The 17,792-nt window shown below is 61.1% G+C and carries 17 protein-coding genes; 5 read left to right on the forward strand and 12 right to left on the reverse strand.

From position 1 onward, the window contains the following. Nucleotides 1-4: 4 nt before the first annotated feature. The 11 genes from ACKUUH_RS12370 to fabD all read right to left on the reverse strand — a co-directional run bounded on the left by ACKUUH_RS12370 (nt 5) and on the right by fabD (nt 9,939). Nucleotides 5-1,237: a methyltransferase domain-containing protein gene (locus ACKUUH_RS12370; RefSeq protein WP_407950227.1), complete on the reverse strand. Its 1,233-nt coding sequence runs from the start codon at nt 1,235-1,237 to the stop codon at nt 5-7. 9 nt (nt 1,238-1,246) lie between these two features. Continuing rightward, nucleotides 1,247-1,798: a dTDP-4-dehydrorhamnose 3,5-epimerase family protein gene (locus tag ACKUUH_RS12375; RefSeq protein ID WP_407950228.1), complete on the reverse strand. Its 552-nt coding sequence runs from the start codon at nt 1,796-1,798 to the stop codon at nt 1,247-1,249. Continuing rightward, nucleotides 1,795-2,880 (reverse strand): CDP-glucose 4,6-dehydratase, encoded by a 1,086-nt coding sequence (gene rfbG, locus ACKUUH_RS12380; protein ID WP_407950229.1) that lies wholly within the window; start codon nt 2,878-2,880, stop codon nt 1,795-1,797. The genes ACKUUH_RS12375 and rfbG overlap by 4 nt, the downstream gene beginning before the upstream one ends. A gap of 1 nt (nt 2,881) precedes the next feature. After that, complete coding sequence (gene rfbF / locus ACKUUH_RS12385; protein WP_407950230.1) at nt 2,882-3,661, reverse strand: glucose-1-phosphate cytidylyltransferase; 780 nt, start codon at nt 3,659-3,661, stop codon at nt 2,882-2,884. A 12-nt stretch (nt 3,662-3,673) separates the two neighbouring features. Further along, nucleotides 3,674-4,312 carry a guanylate kinase gene (gene gmk, locus ACKUUH_RS12390; RefSeq protein ID WP_407950231.1) on the reverse strand — a complete coding sequence of 213 codons (639 nt, stop codon included), beginning with the start codon at nt 4,310-4,312 and terminating at the stop codon, nt 3,674-3,676. Between the two features lie 9 nt (nt 4,313-4,321). Then, nucleotides 4,322-5,212, reverse strand: a complete 891-nt coding sequence (locus tag ACKUUH_RS12395; RefSeq protein ID WP_407950232.1) for a YicC/YloC family endoribonuclease — start codon at nt 5,210-5,212, stop codon at nt 4,322-4,324. Nucleotides 5,213-5,301: 89 nt separating this feature from the next. After that, nucleotides 5,302-6,390, reverse strand: a complete 1,089-nt coding sequence (gene mltG / locus ACKUUH_RS12400; RefSeq protein WP_407950233.1) for an endolytic transglycosylase MltG — start codon at nt 6,388-6,390, stop codon at nt 5,302-5,304. Continuing rightward, a complete protein-coding gene (gene fabF / locus ACKUUH_RS12405) occupies nt 6,387-7,643 on the reverse strand; it encodes a beta-ketoacyl-ACP synthase II (RefSeq protein WP_407950234.1) in 1,257 nt (418 codons plus the stop codon). Before fabF ends, mltG begins: the two co-directional genes overlap by 4 nt. Nucleotides 7,644-7,744: 101 nt before the next feature. Next, the gene (locus ACKUUH_RS12410; RefSeq protein ID WP_012112293.1) at nt 7,745-7,984 is read right to left on the reverse strand and encodes an acyl carrier protein; all 240 of its coding nucleotides are present in this window, start codon (nt 7,982-7,984) and stop codon (nt 7,745-7,747) included. 258 nt (nt 7,985-8,242) lie between these two features. Continuing rightward, nucleotides 8,243-8,980: a 3-oxoacyl-[acyl-carrier-protein] reductase gene (gene fabG / locus ACKUUH_RS12415; RefSeq protein ID WP_407950235.1), complete on the reverse strand. Its 738-nt coding sequence runs from the start codon at nt 8,978-8,980 to the stop codon at nt 8,243-8,245. A gap of 17 nt (nt 8,981-8,997) precedes the next feature. After that, a complete protein-coding gene (fabD, locus tag ACKUUH_RS12420; protein WP_407950236.1) occupies nt 8,998-9,939 on the reverse strand; it encodes an ACP S-malonyltransferase in 942 nt (313 codons plus the stop codon). A gap of 343 nt (nt 9,940-10,282) precedes the next feature. On the opposite strand from fabD, the gene rpsF reads away from it, so the two are divergent. The 5 genes from rpsF to ACKUUH_RS12445 all read left to right on the forward strand — a co-directional run bounded on the left by rpsF (nt 10,283) and on the right by ACKUUH_RS12445 (nt 14,994). Continuing rightward, nucleotides 10,283-10,762: a 30S ribosomal protein S6 gene (rpsF, locus tag ACKUUH_RS12425; protein ID WP_407950237.1), complete on the forward strand. Its 480-nt coding sequence runs from the start codon at nt 10,283-10,285 to the stop codon at nt 10,760-10,762. Continuing rightward, the gene (gene rpsR / locus ACKUUH_RS12430) at nt 10,762-11,007 is read left to right on the forward strand and encodes a 30S ribosomal protein S18 (protein WP_407950238.1); all 246 of its coding nucleotides are present in this window, start codon (nt 10,762-10,764) and stop codon (nt 11,005-11,007) included. The genes rpsF and rpsR overlap by 1 nt, the downstream gene beginning before the upstream one ends. 23 nt (nt 11,008-11,030) lie before the next feature. After that, a complete protein-coding gene (rplI, locus tag ACKUUH_RS12435; RefSeq protein WP_407950239.1) occupies nt 11,031-11,633 on the forward strand; it encodes a 50S ribosomal protein L9 in 603 nt (200 codons plus the stop codon). A 208-nt stretch (nt 11,634-11,841) separates the two neighbouring features. Further along, nucleotides 11,842-13,092 carry a class I SAM-dependent methyltransferase gene (locus ACKUUH_RS12440; RefSeq protein ID WP_407950240.1) on the forward strand — a complete coding sequence of 417 codons (1,251 nt, stop codon included), beginning with the start codon at nt 11,842-11,844 and terminating at the stop codon, nt 13,090-13,092. 399 nt (nt 13,093-13,491) lie between these two features. After that, the gene (locus ACKUUH_RS12445) at nt 13,492-14,994 is read left to right on the forward strand and encodes a replicative DNA helicase (protein WP_407950241.1); all 1,503 of its coding nucleotides are present in this window, start codon (nt 13,492-13,494) and stop codon (nt 14,992-14,994) included. 6 nt (nt 14,995-15,000) lie between these two features. Here the strand turns inward: ACKUUH_RS12445 and ACKUUH_RS12450 are convergent, their stop codons facing one another. After that, on the reverse strand, nt 15,001-16,692 hold the full coding sequence (locus ACKUUH_RS12450) for an AIPR family protein (protein WP_407950242.1): 1,692 nt from the start codon (nt 16,690-16,692) through the stop codon (nt 15,001-15,003). Nucleotides 16,693-17,792: the final 1,100 nt, after the last annotated feature.

The following is a 17,792-nucleotide window of genomic DNA, read 5'->3' on the forward strand; positions in this document are numbered from 1 at the left end:
CCTGTCAGATCGACTTCATTGTTAGTTCCGGCACGGCCGTCACGAACTTCGCACCCCAGCCCCGCGCATGGTCGAGCTGGCGCATGACTTCCTCGCTTATGTTCCAGGGGAGGATCACTATGATGTCCGGCCGGTCTGCCTCCAGATGCGCCTCGCCGACGATGGGCACGCGGCTGCCGGGCATATACTTTCCCTGCTTCGCCGCCGCGCGGTCCACGACATAGGGGATCAGGTCGGGCCGGATGCCGGCGAAATTCATCAAGGTGTTCCCCTTCGCGGCCGCACCATAGGCACCGACCTTGAGGCCTCTCCTCTTCGCATCGATGAGAAAGGCGACGAAATCGTCCTTCACCTTTTCCGCCCTTGCCTGAAACCCCTCATAGAAGGCGAGGCTCTCGATACCGGCATCCGCTTCCAGCTTTTCGAGCGCCGAAAGCCGTTCCGTGCGCGTATGGACGCCGGTGCCGCTCCGTTGCGCATAGACGCGCAGGCTGCCGCCATGGGTCGGCAATTCCTCCACGTCGAACACGGCAAGGCCGTTAGCGGCGAAGATACGCGCGACGGAGGCGAGCGACAGATAGGAGTAGTGCTCGTGATAGATGGTGTCGAACTGGTTCTGGCGGACGAGATTGAGAAGATGCGGAAACTCGAAGGTCGAAACGCCTTTCGGCTTGAGCAGACGAGCAAATCCCGAGACGAAATCGTTGATGTCCGGCACATGCGCAAGGACGTTGTTGGCGGCGGTGAGGTCCGCCTGCCGTCCCGACGCGGCGAGTTCCGAGGCAAGCTCGACGCCGAAAAATCGCCCGACGATATCGATGCCCTTCTCGCGGGCGGCGGCAGCCGTGCTCGCTGTCGGCTCGACGCCGTAGCAGGGAATGCCGGCCGCCTTCACATATTGGAGGAGATAGCCGTCATTCGCAGCGACCTCGACCACCATGCTGCCGGACCCGAGGCCGAAGCGTTCGGTCATCGCCTCGACATAGGCCTTCGAATGCGCGAGCCATCCCGCCGAGGTTGAACTGAAATAGGCGTAGTCGCTCGCGAACAACTCCTCGCGGCCCGCATGGTCCTCTGTCTGGACGAGCCAGCAACCGGTGCAGACGAGAACGCGAAGCGGATACCAGACCTCGGGGCTGCCGAGCGCCTCTTTCGTCAGATAGGCATTGGAGGGCGGCGAGGCACCAAGGTCCACAAAGGTCTTTTCGAGCGGCGCACCGCAATGACGGCATTTCACCTGGTTACCTCATTCTTTCCGGTCGCCGAGGAGGGGATGGCTCCGGTCGCGCTCCGAGCGTTCGCCGATTTCGAGCGGCCAATCGATGCCAAGCGCGGGGTCGTCTGCCCTTACCCCGCCCTCGGCGCCAGGCATGAAGGCGGCCGAGTGGACATAGAACATTTCGACATTGTCGGTCAGCGTCTGAAATCCGTGAGCGAAACCCGGCGGGATAAGGAGGCTCGTCGCATTTTCGTTCGTAAGCCGTTCGCCATGCCAGCGCAAATAGGTCGCAGAGCCCGGACGCATGTCCACCGCAACGTCGAAGACTTCGCCCGAAAGACAAGTAACAAGCTTTGCTTCCTCGTGCGGCGGAAGCTGGAAATGCATCCCGCGCACGGTTCCCGCCTTCACGGTGAGCGTACGGTTTACCTGCGCCACCGGCCAGCACCAGCCCGCTTCCCTCAACTCATTCGCGCAGAAGAGCCGCTCAAGCCAGCCTCGCTCATCGCCCATGCGTTTGCGGCGGAGGGAGACAACGCCATCGAGTGGCGTGTGCTGAATATCGAAGCGCGCGCTCATGAAGTCCCGCCTCGATGAAGTTCTTCGTAGGCGGCAATCTGGGCAAGCGTGCAGGCACGCATATCGTTCCCGGTATTCAGCGCGCGATACCAGTCCGCGAGCCATGACACGCAAGGCGTTCCGGCAAGCTGATCCTTCCAGCCAAGAACGGCCCGTGCCTTCCGGCTGTCGATTTCGAGCATCATCATTTCGCGCGGGCCGGCGTCGTTCGCCGGCTCCCAGACAGGGATCGCACCAAGTGCCGATTGCACCGCATCCGCAAGTTCCGAAACCGTCAACGGCGGTGCGTCGTGTGGCGGCCCGAAGTTGAGCGCGGGAGGCAGGTCGACCCTGTCGGTCAGCCCCCTCGCATAAGTGAAGTAGCCGCAAAGGCAGTCGAGCACGTGCTGCCAGGGCCGGGCCGCCGCCGGATTGCGCAACACGAGCGGCTGACCGGCCTTCAGCGCGCGCCAGATGTCCGGTACAAGCCGGTCTTCCGAAAAGTCGCCACCGCCAATCACATTGCCGCCGCGCGCCGTCGCGACGCGTACGCCCCGCTCGTCGAGGAACGACCTCGCATAGGATGAGGTCACGATTTCCGCCGCAGCCTTCGATGCCGCGTAGGGATCATGGCCGCCGAGCGTATCCTCTTCGCGGAACGAAATACCCGCTTCCGTGTTTTCGTAGACCTTGTCGGTCGTGACAACGAGAACGGTCCTGAGTGTCTCAATGCCGCGCAGGGCTTCGAGGAGGTTCACCGTCCCCATCACATTGGTCTCGAATGTGCCGACCGGGTCGACATAGGAGCGACGAACGAGCGGCTGCGCGGCCATATGAAGAACGATCTCAGGCTCGGCCTCGTCCACCGCTCGCCGCACGGCTTCAGCGTCGCGTAGATCACCGAAATGCGAGCGAACGGTACCGGCTATACCGGCTAGTCCGAACAGGTTTGGGTCCGTTTCAGGGGCGAGAGAGAACCCCGTCACCTCCGCTCCCATGGAGGCAAGCCAAAGCGCCGCCCACGACCCCTTGAAGCCGCTGTGACCGGTCAGCAGAACGCGCTTTCCGTTCCAGAACGCCTTGTCGAGGCCATCGATCGCCAAGTCAGTCCCTCCAGATTTTCCAGGGAGCCTTGCCACCCGACCAGAGCTCTTCGAGATAGTTTTTCTCGCGCAACGTATCCATCGGCTGCCAGAAACCCGAATGCTTGAAGCTCATGAGTTCACCGTCGGCAGCGAGACCGGTCAGCGGATCGCCCTCGAATGCCGTCATGTCGTTGTCGATGCGATCAAGAACCGATGGCTCAAGCGCAAAAAAGCCGCCATTGATCCATGCGTTGTCTCCTGGCGGCTTCTCGATGAAACGGCGAACATGGCCCCCATCGAGCTCCAGTGCGCCATAACGCCCCGGCGGAATAACGCTGGTGAGCGTTGCCTTTCGTCCATGTGACTTGTGGAAGGCGAGAAGCGACCGGATATCGACATTCGCAACACCGTCGCCATAGGTCATGAAGAAGGTCTCATCCGGATCAAGATAGTCGCGGACACGCTTGATGCGTCCACCCGTCAACGTATCCTGTCCCGTGTCCACCATGGTGACGCGCCAGGGTTCGCTCGCCTTCTGATGATAGACGATCTGATGGTTCGCCATATCCACTGTCACATCCGACGAGTGAAGCACGTAGTTCGCGAAGTATTCCTTGATCATGTAGCCGCGATAGCCGACGCAGATCACGAAATCGGTGAAGCCGAAATGCGTATAGATTTTCATGATGTGCCAGAGGATCGGCCGGCCGCCGATCTCGATCATCGGCTTCGGCCGAAGCTGGCTTTCCTCGGATATGCGCGTACCGAGCCCCCCGGCCAGTATCACCACCTTGGTCATTTCGTCCCCCGGCTAAAGCGCTTCCCGCAATTGTTTCACGAAGTTGGATAGCCCCGTCAATCTGCGGCGGCGCAGGCGCTCGGCCCGCAGGATCGCCTGCAGCTCCGTAAAGGCCCTGTCCATGTTTTCGTTGATGATGATGTAGTCGTATTCCTGATAGTGGCTGATCTCGTCGGATGCTTTCGCCATGCGCGCGGCCACGACATCCGCCGGGTCCTGCGCGCGCGCCGTCAGCCGCTTTTCGAGTTCCTGAACGGAGGGTGGCAGAATGAACACCTTCACGAGGTCTTCGGTTGCCGTCTCGTCGAGCTGCTGCGTACCCTGCCAGTCGATGTCGAAGAGCACGTCGCGCCCTCGCGCCAATGCGTCCTCGACCGGCTTGCGCGGCGTGCCGTAATAGTTGCCGAAGACCTTGGCGTGTTCCAGAAACTCACCCCGGTTTCGCATGATGCCGAAATCTTCCGTACTAAGAAAATAATAGTCCCTGCCCTCCTGTTCGCCGGGACGGGGTTTCCTCGTGGTCGCGGAAACGGACATTTCGATTTCCGGATCGCTCTCGAGAAGGCGGCGCGAAAGCGTCGTCTTGCCTGCCCCCGAAGGTGAAGACAGAACGAGCATCAACCCCCGTCGATGAATGGCGATTCCGGTCATCTTTCGTCGTCACTCCACATTCTGTATCTGCTCGCGAAACTGATCGATCACCGCCTTGAGATCGAGACCGATCCGCGTGAGGCTGACATCGGCTGCCTTGGAGCAGAGCGTATTCGCCTCGCGATTGAATTCCTGCGTCAGAAAGTCGAGGCGGCGGCCGACAGCATCCTTGCTTGCGAGAAGTTCGCGCGCCTGCTCGACATGCGCAATCAATCGGTCGATTTCCTCGCGAATGTCCGCTCTTGTCGCGAGCAACGCCGCCTCTTGGGCCACGCGGTCATCGGTGATCGTGGTGGTATCGCCCAGCAGCTCCCGCAGTTGGTCCCTGAGCCGTGCCTGCAGGGCGCCGGGAGCCGTTGCCGGACAGGCGGCCGCGTCGCGCGTCAGCCGTTCTATCTCGGCCACATGGTCTCTCAGGATCGCTTCCAGTTTCGCGCCCTCCTGCGCGCGCGCAGCGGCGAGCGCCCGCGCTCCCTCGCCGAAGGAAGCGACCAGGGCCTCTCCCAACTCCGCCTTTGCCTCCTCGCTTTCCTCGACCTCCTCGGCATTCTCGAGCACGCCCTTCAGTGCGAGAATGCTTTCCGGCTGCGGTGGCATGACTTCCATTTTATTCTGGAGGTCCTCGATCGCATCCAGCACCACCTGCAGTGCTGCCCGATTGACGCGGAGCGGCGCCGCCTCGCCCGCGCGGTCGAGCACGAGATTGATCTGGCAATTGCCGCGCTTCAGGTGGCGGGCAAGCTCCGTGCGGAGCGTCGTCTCGATGCCGTCCATACCGGGGGGCAAGCGAAGCCGCGCGTCGAGGCCTTTCCCGTTCACGCTTCGCAGCTCCCAGTGCCAGCGGACGGCACCATGTGCACCCTCCACGCGGGCAAAGCCTGTCATGCTATTGAGCGGCATCGCGTTTTCCCGGAATCACTTTCAATCTGGTCAGGACTATATCAGCCGCAAACCGGCTTTTCTCTCGCCTATCTGGCGCCTGCCCGGCGCTATCTAGCCTTCTGCCGCTCGATTTGCCGCCATTCGCGGACCCGCTGCTGATGCTCTTTCAGCGTTTTGGAAAAGGCGTGGCCACCCGTACCATCGGCCACAAAGTAGAGCTCGTCCGTCTCCGGGGGGTTAAGGACCGCCTCAAGCGAGGCACGGCCCGGATTGCAGATCGGCCCCGGCGGCAGTCCGTCGACGAGATAGGTGTTGTAAGGGGTCTGGCGGTCGAGTTCGCTGCGCCGGATCGGACGGCCGAGCGCGCCTTTGCCGCCGACGAGCCCGTAGATGATCGTCGGATCGGACTGAAGCCGCATCGACTTGTTGAGGCGGTTGACGAAAACGGCAGCCACACGCGGTCTCTCGGAGGCGACGCCTGTTTCCTTCTCGATGATGGAGGCCAGGATGATGGCTTCTTCAGGCGTATCAAGAGGCAGATTCTCCGCACGCTTCTCCCACAGCACCGCCAGCAGCGCGTCCGCAGCTGCCCTCATCTGGGAGACGATTTCCTTGCGCGTCGCACCGCGGGTGAAGCTGTAGGTCTCAGGGAGGAGCGAGCCCTCGGGCGGCACAGCAGGCATGTCACCCACGAGCACCGGGTTCGCTTCGACCAGCAGCATGATCTGCTCGCTGGTAAGGCCCTCCGGGATGGTAAGCCGATGGAGGATGGATCGCCCCTCGCGCAGGATGCGCAGGATAGCCGCCATGCTGGCGTGGGCGGGTATTTCGTACTCACCTGCCTTGAGGCCGCTTTCAGCGCGGTTCAGGCGAACGCCCGCAAGGAAAATCATGGGATCGGAAATGACACCCGCCTTGTCGAGCCGCGCGGCAATGGCGCGTACGCCGAGACCGGGCTCGAGCATGACGATACGCGCTTCGCCGTGAGGACCGGCTGCCTCGAAACGGTATTTCCCGTATTGAAATACCGCGCCCGCCAGCAGGGCGCCGAACAGGGGGAGGCAGATCGCCACGACGAGGAGAGTGCGGAAAAGCCGGTTGCGCAGCTTTCCCGCCTGGGGATCGGTTGCATTTTCCGGTCGAGACGTCCCGCTCCCGTTCTCAGACGCAGCCGGGGTGTTGCCGTCGCCCGTCAACCATCGACCTTTTTCATCACCAGCGACGCATTGGTGCCGCCAAAGCCGAAGGAATTGCTGAGCGCGTAGTTCACTTCCTTCTTGCGCGCTTCATTCGGCACCAGGTCGATCAGCGTGTCGGTCGCCGGATTGTCGAGGTTGATCGTGGGCGGCAGAATGCTGTCCCGCATCGCCAGGAGGCAGAAGATCGCCTCCACAGCGCCCGCCGCGCCGAGCAGATGGCCGATGGACGACTTCGTGGAGGACATCGAGACAGTCTCGACCGCATTGCCGAGAAGCCTCGTTACAGCGCCAAGTTCGATCGTGTCGGCCATGGTCGACGTGCCATGCGCGTTCACATAATCGAGGTCCGAAGGAGAAATCCCAGCACGTTTGAGAGCTGCCTGCATGGCACGGAAGCCGCCATTGCCGTCTTCCGGCGGCGCGGTTACATGGTAGGCGTCGCCGGAAAGGCCGTAGCCCGCGATCTCGCCATAAATTTTTGCGCCACGCGCCTTGGCGTGTTCGTATTCCTCGAGGACGACGACACCGGCCCCCTCGCCCATGACAAAACCGTCGCGATCATTGTCATAAGGACGGGACGCTTTTTCGGGCGTGTCATTGAAGCCCGTTGAAAGCGCCCGGCAGGCGGCAAAGCCTGCAATGCCGATGCGGCAGATGGCTGATTCTGCGCCACCCGCGACCATGACGTCGGCATCGTCCAGCGCGATGAGCCGCGCGGCGTCACCGATTGCGTGGGCGCCAGTCGAACAGGCCGTCACGACGGAGTGGTTCGGCCCCTTGAGGCCATGCGCAATCGAGACATAGCCCGAAGCAAGATTGATGAGGCGGCCAGTGATAAAGAAGGGGCTGACGCGGCGCGGACCCTTGTCGCGCAGTGTGTAGGCTTCCTCGGCAATACCTTCGAGGCCGCCGATTCCGGAACCGATCATGGTGCCGGTGCGGCACTTGTCTTCCTCGGATTCGGGCTTCCAGCCGGCGTCGTTCAGCGCCTGTGTTGCGGCGGACATCGCATAGACGATGAAATCGTCGACGCGTTTGGATTCCTTGGGGTTCATCCAATCGTCGGGATTGAAGGCGCCCTCGCCTTCGCGCGGGACCGGCATGGCAATCTTGCAGGGCAGATCCGAAACATCGAATTTCTCGATCTTCCGGGCGCCGGATTCGCCATTGAGAATACGCTTCCAGGTCGTCTCAACTCCGCAGCCAAGCGGAGAGACCATACCCACCCCTGTAACGACAACTCGCCTCATGCCGATGAACACTCCCACACCGGTCCGACGGCCGGAAAGAAATCGATAAGATGCCGGAGGGCCGGGAGCTCGCGCGCCCGGCCCTGCCAATCAAACCGGTATCAGGACTTGGCGTTCGCCTTGACGAACTCGATCGCGTCCTTGACGGTCAGGATCTTCTCGGCGGCATCGTCCGGGATTTCCACACCGAATTCTTCTTCGAACGCCATCACCAGCTCGACGTTGTCGAGACTGTCGGCGCCCAGGTCGTCGATGAAGCTCGCGTTCTCGGTGACCTTGTCCGCGTCGACGCCCAGGTGCTCGACCACGATCTTCTTCAAGCGTTCAGCGATATCACTCATTTTAAGTCCTCAGATCTTTTGGTTTTAACCGGCCTCGCACATCCCGCTGCTCGCTGTAAGGCATCGAGGACTGGATGTAATCGAATTCGGTGGAAAGAATGCCCCTCTTCTGGCCTATTTCAAGGCAGAACCGCAAGCCAAATCGAGGGCTTAGGTAACACACTTTTTTGCCCTGTACCAGCAAACGCGCGCGGGCGACGCTACTCCCTATATAACTGAATTTGCTCGTGTTTCCGGCGCCTTGCAAGCGTCTCTCAGCTAGATCATCGCCATGCCGCCATTGACGTGCAAGGTCTGGCCCGTGACATAGGCCGCCTCCTCGCTCGCCAGATAGACGGCAGCGGCAGCGATTTCGGTCGCCTCACCGAGGCGGCCTGCGGGAATCGTCGACATGATCCGCGACTGCTGTTCCTCGTTCAGCGCGTCCGTCATGGCGCTACGAATAAAACCGGGAGCGATACAGTTCGCGGTGATGTTGCGGCTTGCGACTTCCTGCGCCAGCGATTTGGTCATGCCAATCATGCCCGCCTTCGAGGCCGCATAATTACCCTGCCCCGGGTTTCCCGTCACACCGACGACGGAGGTGATGCCAATGATGCGGCCCCAGCGGCGCTTCATCATGCCGCGCAGGACACCGCGAGAGAGACGGAAGGCCGCAGTGAGATTTACGCGGATCACCTCGTCCCACTCCTCATCCTTCATCCGCATGAACAGGTTGTCGCGCGTGAGGCCGGCGTTGTTGACGAGAATGTCGAGATTGCCCAACGCTTCCTCAGCCTGCTTGGGGAGAGCATCGACCGCAGCCGCATCGGACAGGTTGCAGGGAAGCACATGCGTGCGCTCACCAAGCTCGGACGCCAGCGCATCGAGCGCTTCCTTGCGGGTGCCCGACAGCGCCACCGTCGCACCCTGACCGTGCAGCGCCCGCGCGATGTCGGAGCCGATGCCGCCCGATGCGCCCGTTACCAGCGCGCCTTTGCCTGTGAGATCGAACATGCCGACTCCTTTATGCGTCAGACGGTCTTGAGAAAGGTCTCGACATCGGCCGGGGTGCCGACAGCGAGAAGTTCAGGTTCTTTTGCGATGCGCTTCACCATGCCGGAGAGCGCCTTGCCTGCGCCGACCTCGACAAAGGCCGAAACGCCCTCACCTTCCATGTAGAGTACGCTTTCGCGCCAGCGCACCATACCCGTCACCTGCCTTACGAGCAGATCGCGGATCGTCGCAGGATCGGCGACCCTTGAGGCCGTCACATTGGCGACGAGCGGAACGGACGGCGCCTTGAGTTCAACCTCGGCGAGCGCCTCGGCCATTTCATCGGCGGCGGGCTGCATCAGCGGGCAATGGAAGGGGGCGCTCACGGGAAGCAGCATGCTCCGCTTGGCACCCCTGGTTTTCGCAATTTCGATGGCGCGCTCGACGGCCGCCTTCGCACCGGACACGACAACCTGTCCGCCGCCATTATCGTTTGCCGCCGTGCAGACCTCGCCCTGCGCCGCTTCGGCGGCGACTTCGGCGGCCTGCTCGAAATCAAGGCCGAGGAGAGCGGCCATGGCGCCCTCGCCCACGGGAACGGCGCGCTGCATGGCCTGGCCACGACGTTTCAGCAGCCGGGCCGTATCCGAAACGCTGAGCGCATCCGCTGCGGCGAGCGCCGAATATTCGCCGAGCGAGTGGCCCGCCACGAATGCCGCCTTGTCGGCGAGACGAAAGCCGCCCTCGCGTTCGAGGGTGCGGATGACGGCGAGGCTCACGGCCATGATGGCGGGTTGGGCGTTTTCCGTGAGCGTCAGGTCTTCCTGCGGACCTTCCCACATGAGCTTCGAGAGTTTCTGGCCGAGGGCGTCGTTCACCTCGTCGAAGACCTCCCGCGCGGAGGCAAAAGCCTCTGCAAGTTCACGCCCCATGCCGACTGCCTGCGATCCCTGGCCGGGGAAGATCAAAGCCCTCGTCATTCTCGCTCCCTCTGGTCCCGCCGCCGCCCATAAAGGGCCGATTTCCGGGCTTTTGCGCCGATCCGGGGCTCGGGTCCCCAGAGGCGCCAAGTGATACCCTCTGCGGACCCCGAGTCAAGCCGCCCAAGGAGCCAGATACCCCTTGCTTCACCTCGGCTTTTCCGTATATTCCGCCCCTTCTGAAGGCCTTGGTTGGAGGCTGAACGGAACGTCGTGCCTGCAAGGCATGGCAGGATGGACAAGTCCGGGTTCCGGTGTCTCCGCTTCTTTGGTGGTCCTTTCGAGCCTTTTGAGGGCTCAAAGGGGGCTTTGCGCCGAGGCCGGTAAAAAAGGAAAAGGCTCAATGGCTCTATACGAGCATGTCTTTATTGCGCGACAGGACGTGTCGCAGCAGCAGGTCGAGGCGCTCACCGAGCAGTACTCGAATATCCTCAAGGAACAGGGCGGCAGCGTCAGCAAGACCGAGTATTGGGGTCTTCGCAACCTTGCGTTCAAGGTGAAGAAGAACCGCAAGGGTCACTATACGCTGATGAACATCGATGCACCGCACGCCGCGGTTGCCGAGATGGAACGCCAGATGGGCATCAGCGACGATGTCATCCGCTTCCTCACGGTTCGCGTCGAGGAACATGAGGCCGAACCGTCCGCCATGATGCAGAGCCGCGGCGACCGTGGTGATCGCGGCGATCGCGGTGATCGTGGCAGCCGTTTCGGCGATCGCGGAGACCGGGGCGACCGTGGCGATCGCGGCAGCCGTTTCGGCGACCGTGACCGTGGTCCGCGCCGCGACCGTGACGAAAATTCGGATGGAGGCAACGAATAATGAGCACCACATCGCAGCCTGCGCGCCGGCCCTTCTTCCGCCGCCGCAAGACGTGCCCGTTCTCCGGCGCTGGCGCTCCGAAGATCGATTACAAGGATGTGAAACTTCTGCAGCGCTACGTTTCCGAGCGCGGCAAGATCGTTCCTTCGCGCATCACGGCCGTGTCGGCCAAGAAGCAGCGTGAACTCGCCCGTGCCATCAAGCGCGCGCGTTTCCTCTCGCTTCTTCCCTATGTGATCAGCTAAGGCCCGGAAAAGGAGAATAAACGATGCAAGTCGTACTTCTGGAGCGGGTCGAAAAGCTCGGCCAAATGGGCGATGTCGTCAAAGTGAAAGACGGCTTCGCGCGGAATTTCCTGCTGCCCCGCAAGAAGGCGCTGCGCGCCACGAAAGCGAATATCGAGCAGTTCGAAAGCCAGCGCGCGCAGCTTGAAGCCCGCAACCTCGAACTCAAGAAGGAAGCCGAACAGGTTCACGCCAAGGTGAACGGCCAGGCTTTCATCGTGCTGCGCCAGGCCGGCGAAACCGGCATCCTCTACGGATCGGTCAGCACGCGCGACATCTCGGACGCCATGACGAATGGCGGTTTCTCGACGGCCCGCAACCAGGTCGTTCTCGACAAGCCGATCAAGAACATCGGCCTTCACGATATCCGTATCGTGCTGCACCCCGAGGTTTCCGCCACGATCTCGATCAACGTGGCGCGCACCGAGGAAGAGGCCCAGCGGCAGGCGGCAGGCGAAGACCTGACGCAGCGCCGCGACGAAGCCGATGAGGACGTTCAGGAAGCCGCCGAGTTCTTCGAGTCCGAAGAACTCGCGCCGGACGAAGACGAGGCTGCAGCTGGCGAGGAAGAGGCCGACAAGGCCTAAATCCCTTCAGTAGCACAAGAAAATGAAAGGGCGTCCCTCGAGGGCGCCCTTTTTGTTTCGGAACCCGCGGCGATGGATCGCGTTCTTCTTGCAACGGCTTGAGGATTAACCTTAGATAAATTTCACAAAGCTTGTCCGCGCCGCATCCCCCCGCGCGCCGGGACTGGATGAGGCACCTGAAGTTCGATCCTCGGTACGGGAGGGTTAGATGCTTTTCAGTGCGCTTCTGAAGACGATCGTCAAACGCGGCTCTCTGACGGTCATACGGCAAGACGGCAGACAGACGGAGTTCGGCGACGGCACCGGCGAGCCGGTCGTCATCCGACTCCATGACAGGACGGTCTCGACCGAGATCGCGCTCAACCCCTATCTCAAGCTCGGCGAAGCCTTCATGGACGGGCGGATGACCGTCGAGAAGCCGTCGACGATCTACGAGCTGCTCGACCTGCTGACCGGCAATCTCGGCCGCAGTTTCGCCGGACCGGCCTTCGAGCTCTATGGCGCGCTCAGGCGCATGAAGCGGCGGATCGACCAGCACAACCCCGTCGGCAAGGCGGAGAAGAACGTCGCCCATCACTACGACTTGGACGGCGGCATCTACGATCTCTTCCTCGACCGCGACAAGCAATATTCCTGCGCCTACTTCCAGCGGCCCGACATGACGCTGGAAGACGCTCAGCTTGCGAAGAAGCGCCACATCGCCGCGAAGCTCGGCATCGAGCCCGGCATGCGCGTGCTCGACATCGGCTGCGGCTGGGGCGGCATGGCGCTGACGCTGGCGGAGGAGACGGGCGCGGAGGTCGTCGGCGTGACGCTGTCGCGCGAGCAATTGAAGGTGGCGCAACGCCGCGCGGAAGAAAAAGGCCTTGGGGCACAGGTGGAATTTCGCCTGCAGGACTATCGTCAGATCAAGGAGAATTTCGACCGCATCGTTTCCGTCGGCATGTTCGAGCATGTGGGCGTGGGCCACTACCGCGAATATTTCGACCGGGTGACGAACCTGCTCACGCATGACGGCGCGGCGCTGATCCACACGATCGGAAGGCTGGACGGGCCGGGATCCACCAACCCGTGGATCGCAAAATACATTTTCCCTGGCGGCTACATTCCCGCGCTGAGCGAGATGGCCGGCGTCGTGGAGCGCACGGGGCTCTTCATGACGGATGTCGAAATCCTGCGGCTGCACTATGCCGAAACGCTGCGCGAGTGGCGGCGGCGCTTCATGGAGCGGCGCGAGACGGCGGCGCGCATCTATGACGAACGCTTCTGCCGCATGTGGGAGTTCTATCTCGCGGGATCGGAAACATCCTTCCGCAACGAAGGGATGGTCGTTTTCCAGATGCAGCTTGCAAAGCAGATCGACGTGCTGCCGCTGACGCGCGACTACATGGTGGAAGAGGAACGCCGGCTCAACAGCGCCGGAGCGCCGCAGCAGCAGCGCCTCCTCGCGGGGGATTGAAACCGCCCACGAGGCAGAGCCGGGACCGGGGACAAATGGGCCCTGGAAACGGCCCACTGTCATCGAAATGTCATCGAAACGTCACATAAGGCGAAAGCGGGGATAACGCCGCCCCTGCCACCCGCCCGCGGCACCCCTCGCCCGCCCCCTCGCCGTCTCCCGCATGCCCTCGCCGGCCAGTTGTCCCCGGTCTGCGGGATAAGTCCTCGCGGAACCGCGACTCAGGCTAAAATCGAAGCCATCCACAGCCTCCCACCGGACAAAGCCCATTGATTTCAAGGACTTGCCGGAATTCCGCCCGCTTATCCACAGGGTCTGGAGAAGAAAGCTGGGGACGAGCGGAGAAATCCCTGCATTTGCCGGCCACGCGAACGGCCGCTTCGTTTAGAACTTGTGCCCATGGACAACACCACCGCCGCCTATTCCCGATCGCCCGACTCGCATGACGAGGGCTCCCCCGCCGACTACCGCGTGCCGCCGCATAACATCGATGCGGAGCAGGCGCTGCTCGGCGCCATGCTCGTCAACAACGAGAGCTACGACCGCGTGGCGGGGTTCCTCGAGCCGACGCATTTCTTCGATGCCGTACACGGACGAATTTACGAGGCGGCGGCGAAGCTCATCACGCAGGGCCACCTCGCCTCACCCGTGACGCTGAAGAATTTCTTCGAGCGCGACGCGGCGCTGGCCGAAATCGGCGGACCGCAATATCTCGCCCGCCTCGCCGGCGCGGCGACGACGATCATCAACGCGGAAGAATACGGGCGCACGATCTACGACCTCGCCATCCGCCGCGAACTCATCACGGTGGGCACCGACATCCACAACCGCGCCTATGACGCGCCGGTGGACGACACGCCGAGCGCGCAGATCCTCGACGCGGAGCAGATGCTCTACCAGCTTGCCGAGCGCGGCAAATACGAGGGCGGCTTCCAGAGCTTCCACGAGTCGCTCAAAACCGCCATCGACATGGCGGCCGAAGCCTACAAGCGCGACGGCGGGCTCTCCGGCATCTCGACGGGACTGCGCGACCTCGACCACAGGCTCGGCGGCCTGCAGCCTTCCGACCTGCTGATCATGGCGGGCCGCCCTTCCATGGGCAAGACGGCGCTCGCCACCAACATCGCCTTCAACGCGGCCAAGGCCTACAAGGCCGAGCACCACGCGGACGGCACGGTGACGGCGAAGGACGGCGCAATTGTGGGGTTCTTCTCGCTCGAAATGTCGGCCGAGCAGCTTGCGACACGACTGCTCGCGGAACAATCCGGCGTGCCGTCGGAAAAGATCCGGCGCGGCAACATTCATGAGGACGAGTTCCACCGGCTTGTCGACGCGGCGCGCGAGCTGCAGAGCATTCCGCTCTATATCGACGATACGGGCGGCCTCACCATCGCGACGCTGGCGGCGCGCGCGCGGCGGCTGAAGCGGCAGCGGGGCCTCGGGCTTCTCGTCATCGACTATCTGCAATTGCTGGCGGGCTCGGGCAAGAGCGGCGACAACCGCGTGCAGGAAGTGACGCAGATCACGACCGGCCTCAAGGCGCTGGCGAAGGAACTCAACGTGCCGATCATGGCGCTGTCGCAGCTTTCGCGCCAGGTGGAAAGCCGCGACGACAAGCGGCCGCAGCTATCGGATTTGCGCGAGTCGGGCTCGATCGAACAGGACGCCGACGTCGTCATGTTCGTGTTCCGCGAGGAGTATTACGTCTCGCGGCGCGAGCCGACGGAGGGCACGCCCGAACATCTTCAGTGGCAGGAGGAAATGGAGCGCGTGCACGGGCTCGCCGAATGCATCATCGGCAAGCAGCGCCACGGACCCACGGGGACGGTGAAGCTGCAGTTCCAGGCGGAGGTAACAAGGTTCTCGGACCTCGATCAGGTGCATACGGAGGGGTTTGAGTAGAGGAGGTTAGTCTCCCGTAGTCCTTGGCTCAGCTAAAAGTTCAAAGAAGTTCGCTTGCTTACCAAGCAACTCCGCGGTGATTTTGTCTTTTGTCCGTGGACTGCGAAACATTTGATAGTGCGCCACTGATTTTTGCTGACTACACGCTCGCGCCACCAGACCGACTGCGTCCATCACCAGATCCACTGCGTCGCTGCCAACTGGAGTACTTTTGCCTGACTGCACTAATAATAGGCGAGCCGCAAACAAAACGAACCAGTGGCCATAAACTAGGTACTGCAGCTCGCCGCCACCTTCAATTCGTCCCTCGCTTCTTAGAATGTAATCTTCTCGCATATCCTCAATAACGCGGTACAGCTCGAACAAACGACAAAGCTCTGCAATGTCGTACCCGTCATGAAAAATAGCTGAGAACCTGTGATCGAAAATTGAGTCAGATTCACCTTTTGCACGATCTGGCTCACGAAGGTAAAACGCCATAATTATTTGACCGAGTTTAAGTGCGTCTATCCTTTTTGCCGGTTCGCGCTCCCCGTGCATATTTCGTTTTCGTTCAAAGAAGTACCCACGTTCAGCGAAAGCCAGCTCTAGTTTCTTCAAAATTGGATGATTAGCTCTCAGGTCGCGGCTTTGGATTCGGGCCTGACTGTTTGTTGCAACCGCCACGCGCGCCGCGACATCTTCGCGATCTGTTGCGTAAATTCGAACCATCAAGACTACATTTTCAAGCGCTTCCGGATTGATCCGGCTCGCTTCAATCAGCGAGTGAGATGTCTGCGCGCCATTGACGATCTGAAACTGCTCAAGAGTAATCTTCGGATTCACGTGACCTTTGTTGTAGGAGTAGTTGCGACACGTGATGGTTATCCCGTTGTTGAGATACCAGAATAGATAGCTGTCTTCTGAAGTGGCCGTGGAGATGATCGCAGGATTGTAACCACCGTTAGCCCCTAAAAAGACACGCAGATTGTCATCGAATAAATACCGCTTAACTGATTGCCCATCGGGCGTTCTTATCAAGTCTACGAATGATTTCGCATCGACCGAAGCTATTACACCACGGACATCGCCATCGGCCCGTTCAAAAGCTTCTTTTCCAATTACCTGAAGAGAGCCTGTTTCCCTGAGCTTTCCTTGCGACGCAAAATCTCGAATGAGATCACTTGACCCATAATACTCGAATGCAACTTGCTGGTGCTTTGTGCAAATGCTCCCGAGAATTTCAGCGGCAGATGCTGACAGTCCTCGGTCGTTAGAACAAAATACAATGCGATATCTGCAGAAATCTCCCCGCTCGTGAATCTCCCATATGCGAGCTATTGCTTGTTTGAGCAAGAGATTGCCGCTCTGTTGAAGATGTTCCGATCGTTCGAATAGCTCCTCGATGAATAAAGACAGCTTCATCGCTTCAGCATCGTTGATCGTTTTGTCCGTCGCCGACGCGGTCTCACGGTATTTCGCCTGGAATAAGTAAATTTCGGCGTGACCGTCGCCTTCAACCACATGAATCGCATCGACACCACGATCGTCCGGACCATCTGTGATCGTCTCAATCAGATCGTCTCCCAGATCAGGGAAGAACTGATCTAGCACAAGCCACAGCATGGCTGTTGACAAGGTTGGGAGATTCCGCGCCCTTTGAGTATTGCGTACTCTTGTATCGATGATGTTCCAATCAATCTGGGAGAGTTTTCCCATCCTTTTCCCCCCTTAATTTCGCGTTTCAGCCCGGCGGTCGTTGCACATTAACGAAGTTTACAGAAAGTATCGTCCTGAGACTGAACAAACCTGTGCTGCGATGCTTCGATAGCCCAGCATTGATTGTCCGGGTAAACGTGACGGGCCGCAAAGGACTGCGAATGGATCCCGGCTTTCGCCGGGATGACACCTTTGGGTGTGGTGGGCGCGGAGTGCACGGGCCCTTCCCTTCGCATTCGCCTCCGGGTGCCTCGCTGTCCATGGACCCCGGCTTTCGCCGGGGTGACAATTTTGTTTTTGGATTGCGCTCGATGGATTGCCGTGTCGCGCGAAGCGAGGCTCGCAATGAAGTGGTGGGGTTGTGGGTTCGGGAGGTGTTTGGCTTCACCTCACCCTCAGTGTCACCCCGGCGAAGGCCGGGGCCTACTCGCGGGGCCTCTTGCCGCAGCATTGGATGAAGCGGGTGGCGTGTGCGCCACGTGTTATCGCGCTGGCTGAGGGAACCAATGGCTTCCGGCAACGAGTGCCGGGATGACACCTTTGGGTGTGGCGGCGGTGGCGGGTTTCTCTTGCGCTCTGCGTCTCTGCGCCTCTGCGTGAGAAAAGATGTCGGCACGCAGAGCCGCAGAGGACGCAGAGAAGAAAGTCGTGGATGGCCCGCATGAAGCGGGCCATGACGGTTCTGGGGGAGGCGTCATTGCGAGGAAGTCCGCAGGACCGACGAAGCAATCCAGGAGCAGCGGATTCGGCGCGCGCGGCTCCTGGATTGCTTCGCTTCGCTCGCAATGACGGGGTTGGGGTGAGAATGGCGGACAACCGCCAATGCTGCGGCAAGACGAACAGCGAGTGGGTCCCGGCCTTCGCCGGGATGACACCTTTGGGTGTGGCGGCGGTGGCGGGTTTCTCTTGCGCTCTGCGTCTCTGCGCCTCTGCGTGAGAAAAGATGTCGGCACGCAGAGCCGCAGAGGACGCAGAGAGAGAGAGAGAGAGAGAGAGAGAGAGAGGGAAATCTCACACGGAGACACGGAGGCGCGGAGAAGAAAGGCGTGGATGGCCCGCATGAAGCGGGCCATGACGGTTCTGGGGGAGGCGTCATTGCG

This window comes from Parvibaculum sp. (assembly GCF_045863935.1).
Lineage (GTDB): Bacteria > Pseudomonadota > Alphaproteobacteria > Parvibaculales > Parvibaculaceae > Parvibaculum.

Excerpts from the sequence above, each read along its gene's own strand:
- fabD (WP_407950236.1), bottom strand. The coding sequence starts at position 9,939 with ATGACGAGGGCTTTGATCTTCCCCGGCCAGGGATCGCAGGCAGTCGGC.
- rfbF (WP_407950230.1), bottom strand. The coding sequence starts at position 3,661 with ATGACCAAGGTGGTGATACTGGCCGGGGGGCTCGGTACGCGCATATCC.
- ACKUUH_RS12440 (WP_407950240.1), top strand. The coding sequence starts at position 11,842 with ATGCTTTTCAGTGCGCTTCTGAAGACGATCGTCAAACGCGGCTCTCTG.
- ACKUUH_RS12445 (WP_407950241.1), top strand. The coding sequence starts at position 13,492 with ATGGACAACACCACCGCCGCCTATTCCCGATCGCCCGACTCGCATGAC.
- fabG (WP_407950235.1), bottom strand. The coding sequence starts at position 8,980 with ATGTTCGATCTCACAGGCAAAGGCGCGCTGGTAACGGGCGCATCGGGC.
- fabF (WP_407950234.1), bottom strand. The coding sequence starts at position 7,643 with ATGAGGCGAGTTGTCGTTACAGGGGTGGGTATGGTCTCTCCGCTTGGC.
- rpsR (WP_407950238.1), top strand. The coding sequence starts at position 10,762 with ATGAGCACCACATCGCAGCCTGCGCGCCGGCCCTTCTTCCGCCGCCGC.
- gmk (WP_407950231.1), bottom strand. The coding sequence starts at position 4,312 with ATGACCGGAATCGCCATTCATCGACGGGGGTTGATGCTCGTTCTGTCT.
- rpsF (WP_407950237.1), top strand. The coding sequence starts at position 10,283 with ATGGCTCTATACGAGCATGTCTTTATTGCGCGACAGGACGTGTCGCAG.
- ACKUUH_RS12375 (WP_407950228.1), bottom strand. The coding sequence starts at position 1,798 with ATGAGCGCGCGCTTCGATATTCAGCACACGCCACTCGATGGCGTTGTC.
- ACKUUH_RS12410 (WP_012112293.1), bottom strand. The coding sequence starts at position 7,984 with ATGAGTGATATCGCTGAACGCTTGAAGAAGATCGTGGTCGAGCACCTG.
- rplI (WP_407950239.1), top strand. The coding sequence starts at position 11,031 with ATGCAAGTCGTACTTCTGGAGCGGGTCGAAAAGCTCGGCCAAATGGGC.
- ACKUUH_RS12450 (WP_407950242.1), bottom strand. The coding sequence starts at position 16,692 with ATGGGAAAACTCTCCCAGATTGATTGGAACATCATCGATACAAGAGTA.
- ACKUUH_RS12395 (WP_407950232.1), bottom strand. The coding sequence starts at position 5,212 with ATGCCGCTCAATAGCATGACAGGCTTTGCCCGCGTGGAGGGTGCACAT.